This is a genomic window from Pantoea sp. PA1 (assembly GCF_056856975.1).
This window is the reverse complement of sequence record NZ_JBXGEE010000001.1, coordinates 2,043,384-2,059,367: the sequence shown is the minus strand read 5'-3', so window position 1 is coordinate 2,059,367 and position 15,984 is coordinate 2,043,384. Positions and strand designations below refer to the sequence as shown.

The following is a 15,984-nucleotide window of genomic DNA, read 5'->3' as shown; positions in this document are numbered from 1 at the left end:
GTAGTTTTTTTATGAATAATGGGACGATAAACGCCTGGTGGACGCGCGGCGCGCGGGAGAGGGTCCCGGCATCCGCTAAATTAGCGGGCTAAGTTTTGCATGCGTAAAAGATGAAGACAAGAAAATTCCTATAACATATTTAACCATGAATTAACCTGACCTCAGGGTAAATAACAGCCGTTGTCCCCGTATGAGGTCAGCATCACGGTTTTCCGCTGCGCCATGCTGCTGAAACTTCGCAGGTTGCCGCCTTTTTCAGCGATCAAACCGAGAATGTGATTTTGCCGTTGACACCCCGGGGACGGTTTCATATTATGCCGTCCGTCGCTTAACACGACAGTTTTTCGGTTCGGGGCTATAGCTCAGCTGGGAGAGCGCCTGCATGGCATGCAGGAGGTCAGCGGTTCGATCCCGCTTAGCTCCACCAAACTTCTTCCCAAAAGTTTGGTACTGAAAACGATTCCAGATGTGGGGGTATAGCTCAGCTGGGAGAGCGCTTGCATGGCATGCAAGAGGTCAGCGGTTCGATCCCGCTTATCTCCACCATTTTCTGACACATCGCTGTCAACATCCTTTCTGTAGTACGCATTCTTCGCCTTTTCTGCGAGTCTCACTTTCTGTTGCTGTTTCTCCCGCTATGCCCTCGTTAACGCTTTCCGCCATCAGGGTTGTTCTGCGCCATGCTGCGCGGCCTCTGCACGGCGGTTAAACGAAGAGAACAGGCCTGAGCAGGCAGGCGGAAGGCGAGCGAAGGAGATAAGTTAAAGCGATGGAGGGAAAAGAAGGGTAAGGCAGAAGAGAAGGGCGAGACCGGCTCGCCCTCTGAAACTTAAAATGCCAGCACCAGCCCGGCGATAGCGGCGGAGAGCACGCTGACCAGCGTAGAGCCGTACAGCAGCTTCAGGCCAAAGCGGGAGACCACGTTGCCCTGTTCTTCGTTCAGCCCTTTAATCGCACCGGCCACGATGCCGATGGATGAGAAGTTAGCAAACGACACCAGGAACACCGACAGGATACCTTCTGAGTTTGGCGACAGCTGACCCGCAATTTTCTGCAGATCCATCATGGCAACAAACTCATTGGAGACCAGCTTGGTCGCCATGATACTGCCAACCTGCAACGCTTCACCGGACGGCACGCCCATCATCCACGCAAACGGATAGAAGACAAAGCCAAGCACGCCCTGGAAGGTGACGCCGAAGATGAGGTCAAACAGCGCATTCAGCCCTGAAATCAGCGCGATAAAACCAATCAGCATGGCCGCAACGATAATCGCGACGCGGAACCCCGCCAGAATATATTCACCCAGCATCTCAAAGAAGCTCTGACCCTTGTGCAGATCCTGCAACTGGAGGTCTTCTTCGTTCTCAACGCGATAAGGGTTAATCAGCGACAGCACAATGAAGGTGCTGAACATGTTGAGCACCAGCGCCGCGACCACATACTTTGGCTGCAGCATGGTCATGTAGGCACCGACGATAGACATCGAGACGGTCGACATCGCGGTTGCTGCCATGGTGTACATGCGGCGGTTAGACATCTTGCCGAGGATATCTTTATAGGCGATGAAGTTTTCTGACTGTCCCAGAATCAGAGAACTCACGGCGTTGAAAGATTCCAGTTTTCCCATGCCGTTCACTTTCGACAGCACGGTGCCGATACCGCGAATCACCCACGGCAGGATACGGAAATGCTGCAGAATGCCGATCAGCGCAGAGATAAAGACGATAGGGCAGAGGACGTTCAGGAAGAAGAAGGCCAGACCTTTGTCGTTCATGTTGCCAAAGACAAAGTTGGTTCCCTGGGCAGCATACTTCAGCAGATGGTCAAAGAAGCCAGCGAAACCTTTAACGAAGCCCAGTCCCGCTTCTGAGTTCAGGAAGAACCAGGCGAGGACTATTTCAATCACAAGTAGCTGTATGATGTAGCGGATGCGAATGCTTTTACGATCGTGACTGACCAGCAGGGAGAGTATCCCGACCACCACCAGTGCTAAAATAAACTGCAAAATATGGGACATAGTTGCTCCAAATTTGAGGAGGATTGTATTTTGCTGCGTATTCTATGTAACGCGTTACTTAAAAACGAGATCTGAACCACAATATAAGTATTCGCTATCGCTATATTTTCCAGAAAAGTTTCCGTGATCACGTCCTGTTTACAAATCATTTACCTCTTATAACCACATAATTATTGTCTATATTTTACACAGAGCGTAAAGTGACATGCTTGCTCACATTTTTAGCAGTCACTTCCTTTGCTGTAATGTATAGCAATGGCTATACTTTATAGCAGTATCTATTACACTGATAACAATAAACGAATTTCACTTGCTCATGCCAACCCCTAAGCTGCCGGGGCAGGCACATGTTCAGACAGGGTACCGGATATGTTTGAAAGTCGTACCGCCGAGCGCGCCGCTCGCGGAGTCAGAAAAGTCAAACTCGCACTGCTGGGGCCCGCCTTTATCGCCGCTATCGGCTATATCGATCCGGGCAACTTTGCGACCAATATTCAGGCGGGCGCCGCTTACGGCTATAAGCTGCTGTGGGTCGTGGTGTGGGCAAACGTCATGGCCATGCTGATCCAGCTGATGTCCGCCAAGCTGGGTATCGCCACGGGCAAAAACCTCGCTGAACATATCCGCGATCGTTTTCCCCGGCCCGCCGTCTGGTTCTACTGGGTGCAGGCAGAAATTATTGCGATGGCGACCGACCTGGCGGAGTTTATCGGGGCCGCGCTGGGGTTCAAACTGCTGCTCGGCATCTCGCTGATGCAGGGCGCGGTGCTGACCGGTGTCGCCACGTTCCTGATCCTGATGCTGCAGAGCCGGGGGCAAAAGCCGCTGGAGCTGGTGATAGGAGGACTGCTGCTGTTTGTGGCGGCGGCCTATATCGTCGAACTCTTCTTCTCTCAGCCTGACGTCAAAGAGCTGGTGACCGGGATGGCACTGCCCGCGCTGCCGACATCCGATGCCGTCTTCCTGGCGGCCGGTGTGCTGGGCGCCACCATCATGCCGCACGTTATCTATCTGCACTCAGCCCTGACGCAGGGTAAAAGTGAGGACAGCAAAAGTCAGCGTTACTCCTCGACCAAGCTGGACGTGGCCATTGCGATGACGATTGCCGGATTCGTCAATCTGGCGATGATGGCGACTGCGGCAGCCGCCTTTCACTTCAGCGGTCACAGTAAAATTGCGGAACTCGATCAGGCCTACCTGACGCTGCAACCGCTGCTGGGTCAGGCAGCGGCGACGGTCTTCGGTCTGAGTCTGGTCGCCGCGGGATTATCCTCGACCGTGGTGGGCACCCTGGCGGGACAGGTGGTGATGCAGGGCTTTATCCGCTTCCATATTCCGCTCTGGTTACGCCGCACCATCACCATGCTGCCCTCGTTTATTGTCATCGCGGCAGGCTGGGACCCAACCCGGGTTCTGGTGATGAGTCAGGTGCTGCTGAGTTTCGGAATTGCACTGGCGCTGATCCCGCTGCTGGCTTTTACCGGCAATCGCGAGCTGATGGGGGAGGATATGGTTAACTCCCGCCTGATGCAGAACACCGGCCGCCTGATTGTGCTGCTGGTGATTACGCTGAACCTCTATTTGCTGGTGGGAGAGGCGCTGGGGCTGTAACGCGCCTGACTGACAAAAACGCCCGGTTATGCCGGGCGTTTTGTTTAGTGACGATCGTGGCCGTGCGGGCCGGGTCCGTGAGGCCCGAACCCATGCGGCCCCGGACCACGACGGTCATGATGATCCCAGTCACGATCGCGGCGATGCTGATGTTCCCAGCGACGCTCACGGTCGCGCTCATGCCAGCGACGTTCACGCTCCCACTGCTGATGACGACGCCACTCTTCGTGGCGCCACCAGCGGCGTTCATTATAAGAATAACGATCGTTCCACCAGCGCGGTTCACGCCAGCGACCGCCATCCCAGTAGTAGCCACGGCGATCGCGGTCACCCAGGTTCAGGGTTACGCCGGGGGCCAGTGTAATAGAGGCTCCAGAGGCCTGGGCGGTCTGGTGTGCCAGTGGCGACAACAGGGCCAGCAGGGCAGCAAATATCAGGGCTCTTTTCATTTTTTTCTCCTCATCAACAGTCTGATGCTGTTGCGGCGCAGTCTGTGCCTGCGGATTGCTGTTGTTACCGTATCATTGTGTCGGAAGATTGTGAGGAAATTGGGGAGAGAAAGGGGATTGAGACAATTCTGGCCCTGAAACTGCCCGGTGAGCACCGGGCAGGGCAGGCATCACATCAGGGCCGCGTCAATGGCTGCCAGCTCGTCATCGCTGAATTCACGGCGGGCCAGCATCGCCACGGCATCATCAATCTGCGCCGTTTTACTGGCACCAATCAGTACCGAGGTGACGCGCTCATCGCGCAGCACCCACGCCAGCGCCATCTGCGCCAGCTTCTGCCCGCGCTGCTGCGCCAGGGTATTCAGCCTGCGCACCCGCGCCATTTTCTCCTCCGTCAGCTGGTTCTCATCCAGAAAGCGGCTGCCGCTGGCCACACGCGAATCGGCCGGGATGCCCTGCAGATAGCGATCGGTGAGGACACCACCCGCCAGCGGGGAAAAGGCGATACAGCCGACGCCCGCCTCGCCGAGCGTCTGAATGAGTCCCTGCTCCGGTGTGCGTTCAAACATCGAATAGCGCGGCTGGTGGATCAGACAGGGCGTGCCGAGATCGCGCAGGATCGCTATCGCGTCAGCCGCGAGCCCGGCCGGATAGTTCGAGAGGGCGGCGTAGAGCGCTTTGCCCTGACGCACCACATGATCCAGCGCGCGCATCGTCTCCTCCAGCGGGGTGTCCGGATCGGGGCGGTGATGATAGAAAATATCTACATACTCCAGTCCCATTCGTTTCAGGCTCTGGTCCAGACTGGCGACCAGATACTTACGCGATCCCCAGTCGCCATAAGGCCCCTGCCACATGGTGTAACCCGCTTTAGTGGAGATAATCAGCTCATCGCGGTGGGCCCGAAAATCTTCCCGCAGAAGCCGGCCGAAGTTCTCCTCTGCCGAGCCGGGCGGCGGACCATAGTTATTCGCTAAGTCGAAGTGCGTAATGCCACGGTCAAAGGCATGGCGCAGCAGTTCACGGCTGTTATCGACGCGGGTGCTGTCACCAAAGTTATGCCACAGCCCCAGCGAAATGGCGGGCAGCTTAATGCCGCTGCGGCCGCTGCGCCGGTATTCCATCTGCTGATAACGGTCGGGATGGGGGAAAGAGGACATTCAGCGCTCCTGAGTAAAAACGGGAAGATGTGCCAAAAGTCTATCAGTGTATACGGTTACACTTAGTGGCAATGCGCACCAGTTCGCAATTTTACAGAATATTCCGCCAGCGTAACGCCCGCTTTCCGCACATTGCGGCGGCTGAAAGCCACCCCTTTTCTCGCTAATTTCAACGGCTGTCAGATACTTAAGTCGACTCTTCCCTGAAAGGAATGCGCGATGTCTACATTTACCGTTGGCGATTACCTGCTAAGCCGTCTGCAGGAGATTGGTATAGAGCATCTGTTTGGTGTGCCGGGCGACTATAACCTCCAGTTTCTTGATCGGGTCATTGCCCATCCCACTCTCAGCTGGGTGGGGTGCGCCAATGAACTTAACGCAGCCTATGCGGCAGATGGTTATGCGCGCTGCAACGGCGCAGGGGCACTACTGACCACCTTTGGTGTCGGCGAGCTGAGCGCAATCAACGGCGTCGCAGGCAGCTATGCTGAATATCTGCCGGTCATCCACATCGTGGGTGCGCCTGCGACAGGCGCACAGTCGCAGGGTGACTGCGTTCACCATTCGCTGGGCGATGGCGATTTTCAGCATTTTATTCGTATGGCCGGGGAGGTCAGCGCCGCAACCGCCCGGCTTACCGCGGACAACGCCACGGCTGAGATTGACCGGGTGATAACCCATGCGCTGCAGGCTCGTCGTCCGGGTTATCTTTCGCTGTCGGTTGACGTCGCGGCGACGGAAGTCCCGCCACCCGCCCGGCCGCTGATTATCCGGCAAACCTCTTCGCCCGACGTCCGCCGTGCTTTCCGCGCTGCGGCGGAGCGGATGCTGGCTTCGGCGCAGCGCGTGTCACTGCTGGCGGATTTCCTTGCGCTGCGCTGGCAGCAGCAGGCGGCACTGGCCGCGCTGCGTGAACAGCGTGCGATACCCTGCGCCACGCTGCTGATGGGTAAAGGCGTACTGGATGAACAGCAGCCGGGTTACGTCGGCACCTATGCCGGTGAGGCGAGCGCCGGACAGGTGCGTGAACAGATTGAGCAGGTGGACGTGGCGATCTGCGTCGGCGTCCGTTTTACCGATACGATCACCGCGGGCTTCACGCAGCAGTTCGTCCCGAAGAAATGTATTGACCTGCAGCCGCACAGCGCCCGTGCAGGCTCGGAACAGTTTGCGCCGCTGTCGATGGCCGATGCGTTAAGCGAGCTCCAGTCGCTGTTCGCGCAATATGGGCAGCAGTGGCAGAGTGGTGACACGCCCACCGTCGCGCAGCCCGAAGCGCCAGCGGCGATCATCAGTCAGCAGGCGTTCTGGCAGGCCATGCAGTCATTCCTGCAACCCGGCGACCTGATTCTGGCCGAACAGGGGACGGCAGCCTTTGGTGCAGCGACCCTGCGACTGCCTTCACAGGCACAGCTGGTGGTGCAGCCATTGTGGGGCTCGATCGGCTATACTCTTCCGGCAGCCTTTGGCGCGCAGACGGCCGCGCCGGATCGCCGGGTTATCCTGATCATCGGTGACGGCTCGGCGCAGCTGACCATTCAGGAACTGGGCTCAATGCTGCGTGACCAGCAGTCGCTGATTATCTTTCTGCTGAATAATGAAGGTTATACCGTCGAAAGAGCGATTCATGGTGCAACTCAACGTTATAATGATATTGCACAGTGGAACTGGACCGCCTTACCGCACGCTTTCAGCCTGCAGGGCCAGGCGCAGAGCTGGCGCATCAGTGAAACGGTGCAGTTAAACGAGGTGATGGCGCGGCTCTCACGGCCTCAATGGCTGTCGCTGGTTGAGGTGGTGATGCCGAAAGACGATCTGCCGCCGCTGTTACGAAAAGTCACGGCCTGCCTGAATCAACGCAACGGCGGCTAAGATTCAGATAGTTGCCGCTGTGCAGGGTTGACTATCGCGGTTAGGCTGTAGCACACCTGAGTAAGACGCTCACCAATCGCACCGGTGAGCGTTGTTGTTTTATGGGCAGAATTTTATAGTGTCCTCCAACTCTTAAGACCCCAAGCGGAGCAACAGAAGAATGACAACCTATGCCTTGGTCGGCGATGTCGGCGGGACTAACGCGCGCCTCGCCCTGTGTGAGGTGGAAAGCGGCAGCATCTCCCAGGCCAAAACATTCTCAACATCAGACTACGACAGCCTCGAAGCTGTCATCCGCCACTATCTTGATGAACAACAGCAGGATGTTAAAGATGGCTGTATTGCCATTGCCTGCCCGATTACCGATGACTGGGTTGAAATGACCAACCATGACTGGGCGTTTTCGACGCGCAAGCTCAAAGAGAACATCGGTTTTGAACACCTGGAAATCATTAACGACTTCACGGCCGTCTCAATGGCGATCCCGATGCTGACCGCTGACAACGTGATTCAGTTCGGCGGAACTGAACCGGTAAAAGATAAACCTATCGCGATTTATGGTGCCGGTACCGGGTTAGGCGTCAGCCATCTGGTGCATGTGGACAAGCGCTGGGTAAGCCTGCCGGGCGAGGGCGGCCATGTCGATCTGGCGGCCAACAGCGAAGAAGAAGATCAGATTCTGGAAGTGCTGCGCGAAGAGCTCGGCCATGTTTCCGCCGAGCGCGTTTTGTCGGGTGCCGGTCTGGTTAACCTCTATCGCGCGATTGTTAAAGTGGACAAGCGCGTGCCGGAAAACCTGAAGCCGAAAGATGTCAGCCAGCGTGCGCTGGATGACAGCTGCACCGACTGCCGTCGTGCGCTGTCGATGTTCTGCGTCATCATGGGCCGTTTTGGCGGCAATCTGGCGCTGAATCTCGGCACCTTCGGGGGCGTCTACATCGCAGGGGGCATCGTGCCTCGCTTCCTGGAGTTCTTTAAGGCGTCCGGGTTCCGCGCTGCTTTCGAAGACAAAGGGCGTTTCCGCGACTATGTGGCCAGCATTCCGGTCTATATGATTACGCACGATCAGCCTGGCCTGCTGGGCGCGGGCGCGCATCTGCGTCAGACCCTGGGTCGCGAAATCTGATCCGGCTTCCGCTCGTGCACGGCATCTGACTGCGCGCGAGCGGATTCCCGGCTTGATCGGGGCGGGCTCAGGCACGCCTTATCCGCCTTACGACTCCCTTCCCGGACACGCTTTTCCCCGGCGTCAGAGCCGCATTAACTGTCGAAACAGCTTGACCTTGCTGCGACTGACCGGCACCTGAAATTCCAGATCGCGCAGTTTCAGCAGATAGGTATTGTTAAACCAGGGTTCGATTTCGCGAATTTTGTTCAGGCTGACGCAGTAAGAGCGATGGCAGCGGAAAAACTGCTGCTCCGGCAGGCGGGAACAGAACTCGGTAATGTTCATCGACATCACATAGGATTCACGCCGGGTGTAGACGAACGTCAGCTTCTCATGTGCCTCAACGTAGTAAATATCATTCACGTCCGTGACGATGATGCGCTCATCTTTGACCAGATTTACCGTCTGCGGGGCGGGTGTGGCACTGAGGTGGCTGACCGCCTGCTGCGCCTGTGCCGTGGCTTCAAGCTTGTTCAGCATGGTGACAATCCGTGATTCCTGATAGGGCTTGAGAATGTAGTCAAACGCCTCCAGCTCAAACGCCTCCACCGCATGCTCTTTCCAGGCGGTAATGAAGACAATCAGCGGCTTGTGGGCAAACTGATGGATGTTCTGCGCCAGCAGCATGCCATCCAGTGAAGGAATGTTGATGTCGAGAAAGATCACATCCACCCGATGCTGTTGCAGATACTTCAGCACGTCGAGGCCATCATCAAAGCAGGCTTCAATTTCGATTTTGCTGTGATGCTGGATCATCCAGCTCAGTTCCTGCTGCGCCAGGAATTCATCTTCCACAATAATGGCTTTCATAACAGATTCTCCGCCAGCCGCTGGCCATGTTTACTGAGCGTAAAGGAGATTTCCGTGCCCGGCTCATGCCGCACAATGCACAATCCCTGACCCGACAGCAGTTTCACCCGGTGATGTACGTTGAGCAGGCCGATTTTATTGCCGGGCATGTCGTTGCGCGCCACCCGGGCCATCACCTCCTCGCTGATCCCCTTGCCGGTATCCCGCACCGAAATCCGCACCTGGTCGCCCTGATCCCGCACACTCAGCGTCACCACGCCTTTGCCTTTACAGGGCTGGATACCGTGCACAATGGCATTCTCCACCAGCGGCTGAATCAGCAGGCTGGGCAGCAGAAAGTGCAGATCTTCATCGACGTCATAAATCATCGTCAGCTTGTCGCCAAACCGCGCCTGCTCTATGGCAATGTAATCTTTGACCTGCCACAGCTCTTTGCGGATGTCGATCAGCTCATCGTCGTTCAGCTCCAGGTTGTAGCGCAGATAGCGCGACAGGTTAATCACCAGCTGGCGGGCGGTATCGGGATTGAGCCGGATGGAGGAGGAGATCGCGTTCAGGGCATTAAACAGAAAATGGGGATTTATTTTGCTTTGCAGCGCGCGCAGTTCCGCTTTATTGGCCATTTCGCGCAGCTGCTCGGCGCGCGACACCTCCAGCTGCGTAGAGATAATCTGTGACAGACCGATCGCCATCTCTTTCAGCGAGCCGGTAATACGATGCGCACGACGGTAGTAGATTTTCAGCGTGCCGGTGACCTTGCCCTTTTCCCACAGCGGAATCACAATCATAGAGTGAATGTCTTTGGTGCGATGGGCTTCATCATTGTTTTTGATGATAATTTTACCGCTGGCGATCGACTGCGCGGTGGTAGGACTGATACCGTCATCCCCGTGCTGATAATTATGTTCGCCATAGCCAACATAGGCCAGAATCTGCTTTTTATCGGTCATCGCCACCGCATCGGCTTTGATTTCCCGCCGGATAATGTCACAGATGTTGCGCAGTGAGTCGCTGTTAACCTGACGAAACAGCGGCAGCGTTTTATTGGCGATCTCCAGCGCCAGCTTGGCCTGACGCGCGGCAATCGCCTCTTTTTCCCCTTCAACGCTCTGCACCAGCAACACAATCAGGCCGATGCTGGAGGCGCCGAGGATCATCGGCAGGGCGATTTCGGACACTATCGCCAGGCCGAGCGATGTGGGGCGCGCCCACAAGACAATCAGCACCATCGTCAGGGCTTCACACAGCATCCCGCCGACGATACCGGCACGCCAGCGATGCTCTTTCAGGACCCGGCGGTTAATGCCACCCGCCACAACACCGGCAATGATGCTGGTAATCAGACAGGGAACAGAGGTCACGCCGTGGATATCGATCAGAAAACGGTGCAGGCCGGCGATGATGCCGGTGGCGATACCGACCCAGGGACCAAACAGGATGCCACCCGCCATCACGGCGATCACCCGCACGTTCAGCAGCGACCCATCCACATTGACCCCCGACCAGGTGCTGAACAGGGCAAACAGGGAGAAGATCGCGGTGACCGCTATCTTCTCTGCGCGGGTGTGTTCATCTTTCTGCAGCAGCTGACGAAACGGACGGGTGCGCGTCAGGAAAAACAGGCAGATCAGCATCAGGGCGGCGCGGTCAAAAACGGCCAGCAACATCGTGAAGTGGGAGGGCACAGGCGGCTCGTCGGCAAGGGAAAGTGACCCTATGATAAAAAATGTGATCGCGAACCGCCAGCCTCCTGGTGAATCGTGCCGGGTATTCCTGCTGCAGGTCAATTTTTAAGGGGATGCAGCTAAAAGAGGAAAGCCTGAGCGCAATAAAGGGGAACAGTTTTCCTGCCGGTTAACGCTGGTCGCTGGAAGGCCATTTTGCTATGTTGCGCGATAACGCGTGCCAGCGATCGCCGGTAAACCGCATCACCCGGGAGCAGCAGATGCAACTTGTCACCACCCGTTTAACCCTCACCCGATTACAGCCAGAAGACTGGCAGCTGTTCCGCGCCGTCCATGAAGATCGCGACACCATGGCCTGGGTGAGTGAAATCCCTGATGAGGCGGATATCCGCCAGCGTTTCACGTCGCGTCTGGCCCCCTGGCAGCCCGGGAGCTTTCATATGCTCTGTCTGGTTGCGCGGCGGCGGGATAACGGGGAGCCGATTGGCCTGTTTGGCTGCAGCCCGGAGTGGGAGCCGCATCGGCAGGCAGAAGTGGGCTACATGCTGCTGCATCGCTACTGCGGTCAGGGATATGGCAGCGAGGCGCTGGCGGCCCTGTGCCAGTTTTTACTGGAGGCTGATTTCCATAAACTTAAGGCGCTGGTGGTGGAAGGTAACTGGGCCTCGCGCCGTATTCTGGAGAAGAACGGTTTTCAGCTGGAGGGGACGCTGCGGGATAATTATCTGCTGAACGGCTGTTGGGTGAACGACTGGCTGCTGGGACGACTGAATCCGCAGCAATAAAAATATTTTCTGCCATGCTCGACAAAATGATCCTCACCACGTTATGTTCATAACGGGTCACCGCAGTGACCCGCGTCGCTCGGACGGTCCGGGCGCTTACGTAATCCAGAGGACACTATGGCTGATAACAGCACACCCCGTCGTTTCTCGCGTATTGAACGTTTACCCCCTTACGTTTTTAATATCACCGCTGAACTGAAGATGGCTGCGCGCCGGCGCGGCGAAGATATCATCGACTTTTCAATGGGCAATCCCGATGGTCCGACCCCACCGCACATCGTCGAAAAGCTCTGCCAGGTGGCACAGCGTGATGACACCCACGGTTACTCGACTTCCCGCGGCATTCCGCGTCTGCGCCGGGCCATTTCCCGCTGGTACGCCGATCGCTATCAGGTTGAAATCGATCCGGAATCGGAGGCGATTGTAACTATCGGTTCTAAAGAGGGGCTGGCGCATCTGATGCTGGCAACGCTGGACCACGGCGACACCGTGCTGGTGCCGAACCCCAGCTATCCGATTCATATCTACGGCGCGGTGATTGCGGGTGCGCAGGTGCGGTCAGTGCCGCTGGTGGCGGGCGTTGACTTCTTCAACGAGCTGGAACGCGCCATCCGCGAGAGTTATCCCAAGCCAAAAATGATGATCCTCGGCTTCCCGTCCAACCCCACCGCCCAGTGTGTGGAACTCGACTTTTTCGAACGGGTTATTGCGCTGGCGAAACAGTACAACGTGCTGGTGATCCACGATCTGGCCTACGCCGACATCGTTTACGACGGCTGGAAAGCGCCGTCAATCATGCAGGTGCCGGGGGCGCGTGATGTCGCCGTGGAATTCTTTACCCTGTCGAAAAGCTACAACATGGCAGGCTGGCGCATCGGTTTCATGGTGGGCAACAAAGAGCTGGTTGCCGCACTGGCGCGTATCAAAAGCTACCACGACTACGGCACGTTCACACCGCTCCAGGTGGCGGCGATTGCTGCGCTGGAGGGCGATCAGCAGTGCGTGCGCGACATCGCCGAGCAGTACAAACGCCGTCGCGATGTGCTGGTAAAAGGCCTGCATGAAGCGGGCTGGATGGTGGAGAATCCGAAAGCGTCCATGTACGTCTGGGCAAAAATTCCGGACCACTATGCGCATCTGGGATCGCTGGAATTTGCCAAACATCTGCTTCAGGAGGCAAAAGTCTGTGTCTCGCCCGGTATCGGATTTGGCGACTACGGTGATACGCACGTGCGTTTTGCGCTGATTGAAAACAGCGATCGCATACGTCAGGCGGTGCGGGGGATAAAAGCGATGTTTCGTGCCGACGGCGTGTTGCCGGGCAGCATGAAACTGCAGGAAGAAGAACGCTGACAGCCAGCAAGGGCGACGTTATCGTCGCCCTCTGGCGGCACTGTCACGCCGTTACTTCAGCAGCAGAACGAAGGTTCCGAACCAAAGTAATGCGAAAAAAGAAATTCCCATCAAGGCATATTTCACAAAGCAACTCCTCTGAGCGGTTACGATGATGGCGATCCCAAACCAGTGCAACGCGAACAGATGTGGAAAAGAGAGCGCCATAAGCGGCAGGGTCTTCTCTTGTCCGGGTCGATCTGAATAACTCAGAACAGGATCGAGCGCTAATTTACGCGTAATCCCGCCCAAATGAAATAGGTCCGTTCTGAGATATTGCTCACAATATTACGGTACGTCGATGTCCGGGATCGCAGACATGCCGACACGCAACTGGGCCAGATTGGGTTGGTCACTATCCAGCACAATTTTGACCGGCAAACGCTGAACCACTTTAGTGTAGTTGCCGGTAGCGTTATCGGGAGAGATAGCGGAAAAAGTTGCGCCGGTTGCCGGTGCAATGCTGTCCACGTGACCGGTGAACGTCCTGCCAGGCAGGGCATCTACCCGGATCTGCACCCGCTGACCGGGACGCACATCGCTGAGCTGCGTCTCAAGGTAGTTCGCGGTCACGTAGGTTTGCTGCAGCGGGACCACCGCCAGCAGACGGGTTCCGGCGGAGACATAGGCGCCTGTCCGCACCGCACGCTGACCGACCATGCCGTCCACCGGGGCGACAATACGCGTGTAGGAGAGATTCAGCCGGGCCTGATCGACGCTGGCCTTCGCGGCAGCCACATCCGCTTCCGCCGACCGCACCGCTGCCTGGAGTACCCCCACCTGTTTAACGGCTGACGCCAGCGCGGCCTGACTCTGGTGAACCGCCGCCAGGGCTGAGCGCTGAGTTGAGCTCGCTTTTTGCTGATCGTCGGCTGCGACGGTGCCGCTCTTGTAGAGGCGGTTGTAGCGTTCCGCGCTCTGACCGGCATACTGTGCTGACGCCTGACTGGCCGCTACGCTGGCTTTTTGCTGATCGATCACGGACTGCTGCTGCTCAAGCTGCGCCTGACTGCTGAGCAGCTTCGCCTGGCTCACCTGCAGGTCAGCGGTGGCGCTCTCCAGCGCCACGCGATAGTCACGAGCGTCCAGCGTGGCCAGCAGCTGGCCTGCTTTAACCTGCTGATTATCCTGAACCTGCACGCTGCTGACATAGCCCGGGACTTTCGGCGCCACCAGCGTGTAATCGGCATTGATGTAAGCATCGTTGGTGCGGTGATCGTTGCCGTTCATCAGTGACCAGACGACAAAGGCCATGACCAGCAAAATCAGCAGCAGCAGAGTCAGCAGCAGGGTTCTTTTCATTTCAAAAGCACGCATATTCAGTTATTCCGGGAAGGGGGTTGAATCAGAGTCTGCGGCGGCCAGACCCGTTTTGGCAGGATGGCGGTCAGCACCAGCAGGCAGGCGGCAAAGCCTGTCAGCATCAGCCAGCTGTCGCTCAGGCCCAGCACCGTTGCCTGATGCCGCACCAGGGTGGCGAATCCACTCAGATTCGCGCTGGTACTGAGGCTGCCGTCAGGCAACAGCGGCAGGCTGCTGCTGGCCTGAGCGGCGGTCGGTGCGGTCATCAGCCAGCTGCGGCTGGCCGCCTGGTCGATCAGCACGCTGGAGTGAAACTGCTCGCGGTGAGTCAGGAATACTTCAACCAGTGTGGAGGCTGCGATGCTGGAAAAGCCGCGCACCGTATTAAACATCGCCGAGGCAAAGGGGCCTTCGGGTGGCGCCACGACGCTGGTGGCGCTCATCAGAATCGGCAGAATGATCATGGGTTGTCCGAACGCCTGCAGGATCTGCAGCAGCCAGAAATTCTGTCGCGCCCAGTCGCTGGTGATCTGTGTGCCCAGCAGACAGGCAACCACCAGCAGGCCGACGCCCGCTGTCAGCATCCAGCGGCAGTCGACCCAGCGAATATTCAGCAGGGCGGCAATCAGCGGCGCGATCAGCAACTGCGGCAGGCCGACCGTCAGCGCCAGCGGGGCAAACTCCAGGGTGCGAAATCCGCTGACCTGAGCAAAATAGGCGGAGGGCAGGGCAGAACCTGAGAGTCCCAGGATCAGCACGCAGGCCAGGCCCAGCAAGCCATGCGCCAGATTGGGCCGCCGGAGCATCTGCAGCTTAAACAGCGGCAGCGGGTGAAACCACTCGTTAATCAGAAAGACCAGCAGCAGCGGCAGAGCCGTCAGCAGCATCCCGGTAATCAGCGGCGAATTGAGCCAGTCGAGTCGCTCCCCCTGGGTCAACACCAGCACCAGCAGCGCCACCCCACTGCAGCCGGTCACCATGCCGAACAGATCGATCTGCTGAAAGCGTTCGGGACGCAGCGGGTCCTGCGGGATCCCGCGGCTGATCAGCAGCATGGCAATCAGCATGCCGGGCACCACCTGCCAGAAGACCATCATCCAGCTGACGTGATCGGTCCACAACGCGGCGAGCGAGGCCGCCATGTTGGGACCGAACGTGGCGGTCAGGGCATAACCTGCCAGGCCAAAGAGTTTAAACGGGGGCGGCAGAAAGCGCAGGGCGACCGTCATCAGCATCGGCGGTAATGCGCCGCCAAAAAGTCCCTGCAGAACGCGCAGGCTGATAAACAGCGTAGGGTCAGGCACCAGCGGCAGCAGAATGCCGGTCAGCATAAAGCCCGCTGACACGCCGAGCGTGAAGCGTCGCAGCGACAGCGTGACGGCGAACCAGGGCGCAATCATCATGGCAGCGACTTCAGCCGCCTGATAACCGGAAATAATCCAGCTACCCTGATCGACACTGATACCGATTGCGGCACGAATATCGGCCAGCGCAATATCACTGACGCGATCGTTCAGTCCGGAGGTCAGGGCGGCGATCAGGACACCGACTAAACCCAGCGCCAGACGCAGCGTAAAAGGGTGGGGGGCCGGCACAGCGGCGGACCTGGCATTCATAGCAGGCGATCTCGTTATTATGATGCAGTGTATTGCGATGTGATACAGCCGGTAATATTACATCCCGGTATGCTGTATTGCAATGTGGTACAGGCTGTAAAAAGTGCGGCAATC

At 57.5% G+C, this 15,984-nt stretch carries 13 protein-coding genes and 2 tRNA genes; 7 read left to right on the top strand and 8 right to left on the bottom strand.

Translation table 11 applies throughout. The features are described from left to right. Window positions 1–351 precede the first annotated feature (351 nt). Window positions 352–427: transfer RNA gene (locus tag AC1V0D_RS09850), tRNA-Ala, on the top strand. Between the two features lie 43 nt (window positions 428–470). After that, window positions 471–546, top strand: a tRNA-Ala gene (locus tag AC1V0D_RS09845). Between the two features lie 283 nt (window positions 547–829). Here the strand turns inward: AC1V0D_RS09845 and AC1V0D_RS09840 are convergent. Further along, complete coding sequence (locus AC1V0D_RS09840) at window positions 830–2,020, bottom strand: NupC/NupG family nucleoside CNT transporter (protein WP_009088868.1); 1,191 nt, start codon at window positions 2,018–2,020, stop codon at window positions 830–832. A gap of 369 nt (window positions 2,021–2,389) precedes the next feature. On the opposite strand from AC1V0D_RS09840, the gene AC1V0D_RS09835 reads away from it, so the two are divergent. Continuing rightward, window positions 2,390–3,631, top strand: coding sequence for an Nramp family divalent metal transporter (locus AC1V0D_RS09835; RefSeq protein ID WP_009088870.1), 1,242 nt, complete (start codon window positions 2,390–2,392; stop codon window positions 3,629–3,631). A 44-nt stretch (window positions 3,632–3,675) separates the two neighbouring features. On the opposite strand, the gene AC1V0D_RS09830 is transcribed toward AC1V0D_RS09835, so the two are convergent. Then, window positions 3,676–4,080: a DUF2502 domain-containing protein gene (locus AC1V0D_RS09830; protein ID WP_009088875.1), complete on the bottom strand. Its 405-nt coding sequence runs from the start codon at window positions 4,078–4,080 to the stop codon at window positions 3,676–3,678. 170 nt (window positions 4,081–4,250) lie between these two features. Next, window positions 4,251–5,240 (bottom strand): L-glyceraldehyde 3-phosphate reductase, encoded by a 990-nt coding sequence (gene mgrA / locus AC1V0D_RS09825; RefSeq protein ID WP_150028918.1) that lies wholly within the window; start codon window positions 5,238–5,240, stop codon window positions 4,251–4,253. Window positions 5,241–5,459: 219 nt separating this feature from the next. On the opposite strand from mgrA, the gene ipdC reads away from it, so the two are divergent. Continuing rightward, window positions 5,460–7,112 carry an indolepyruvate decarboxylase gene (gene ipdC / locus AC1V0D_RS09820; protein ID WP_482907345.1) on the top strand — a complete coding sequence of 551 codons (1,653 nt, stop codon included), beginning with the start codon at window positions 5,460–5,462 and terminating at the stop codon, window positions 7,110–7,112. A 160-nt stretch (window positions 7,113–7,272) separates the two neighbouring features. Further along, window positions 7,273–8,238 carry a glucokinase gene (gene glk / locus AC1V0D_RS09815; RefSeq protein ID WP_009088878.1) on the top strand — a complete coding sequence of 322 codons (966 nt, stop codon included), beginning with the start codon at window positions 7,273–7,275 and terminating at the stop codon, window positions 8,236–8,238. A gap of 123 nt (window positions 8,239–8,361) precedes the next feature. On the opposite strand, the gene AC1V0D_RS09810 is transcribed toward glk, so the two are convergent. Together AC1V0D_RS09810 and AC1V0D_RS09805 are read right to left on the bottom strand one after the other, a co-directional pair. After that, window positions 8,362–9,090 carry a LytR/AlgR family response regulator transcription factor gene (locus tag AC1V0D_RS09810; RefSeq protein ID WP_009088880.1) on the bottom strand — a complete coding sequence of 243 codons (729 nt, stop codon included), beginning with the start codon at window positions 9,088–9,090 and terminating at the stop codon, window positions 8,362–8,364. Then, on the bottom strand, window positions 9,087–10,757 hold the full coding sequence (locus AC1V0D_RS09805; protein ID WP_482907409.1) for a LytS/YhcK type 5TM receptor domain-containing protein: 1,671 nt from the start codon (window positions 10,755–10,757) through the stop codon (window positions 9,087–9,089). The genes AC1V0D_RS09810 and AC1V0D_RS09805 overlap by 4 nt, the downstream gene beginning before the upstream one ends. A 278-nt stretch (window positions 10,758–11,035) precedes the next feature. On the opposite strand from AC1V0D_RS09805, the gene AC1V0D_RS09800 reads away from it, so the two are divergent. Then, window positions 11,036–11,560, top strand: coding sequence for a GNAT family N-acetyltransferase (locus tag AC1V0D_RS09800; protein WP_111208575.1), 525 nt, complete (start codon window positions 11,036–11,038; stop codon window positions 11,558–11,560). A gap of 117 nt (window positions 11,561–11,677) precedes the next feature. Next, window positions 11,678–12,913, top strand: coding sequence for an alanine transaminase (alaC, locus tag AC1V0D_RS09795; RefSeq protein ID WP_009088884.1), 1,236 nt, complete (start codon window positions 11,678–11,680; stop codon window positions 12,911–12,913). A gap of 51 nt (window positions 12,914–12,964) precedes the next feature. On the opposite strand, the gene ypdK is transcribed toward alaC, so the two are convergent. From ypdK to AC1V0D_RS09780, 3 genes are all read right to left on the bottom strand, one after another. Further along, window positions 12,965–13,039: a membrane protein YpdK gene (gene ypdK / locus AC1V0D_RS09790; protein WP_099257831.1), complete on the bottom strand. Its 75-nt coding sequence runs from the start codon at window positions 13,037–13,039 to the stop codon at window positions 12,965–12,967. Between the two features lie 201 nt (window positions 13,040–13,240). Next, window positions 13,241–14,269, bottom strand: coding sequence for an HlyD family secretion protein (locus AC1V0D_RS09785; protein WP_482907344.1), 1,029 nt, complete (start codon window positions 14,267–14,269; stop codon window positions 13,241–13,243). A 2-nt stretch (window positions 14,270–14,271) separates the two neighbouring features. After that, window positions 14,272–15,870, bottom strand: coding sequence for an MFS transporter (locus AC1V0D_RS09780; protein WP_482907343.1), 1,599 nt, complete (start codon window positions 15,868–15,870; stop codon window positions 14,272–14,274). Window positions 15,871–15,984 lie beyond the last annotated feature (114 nt).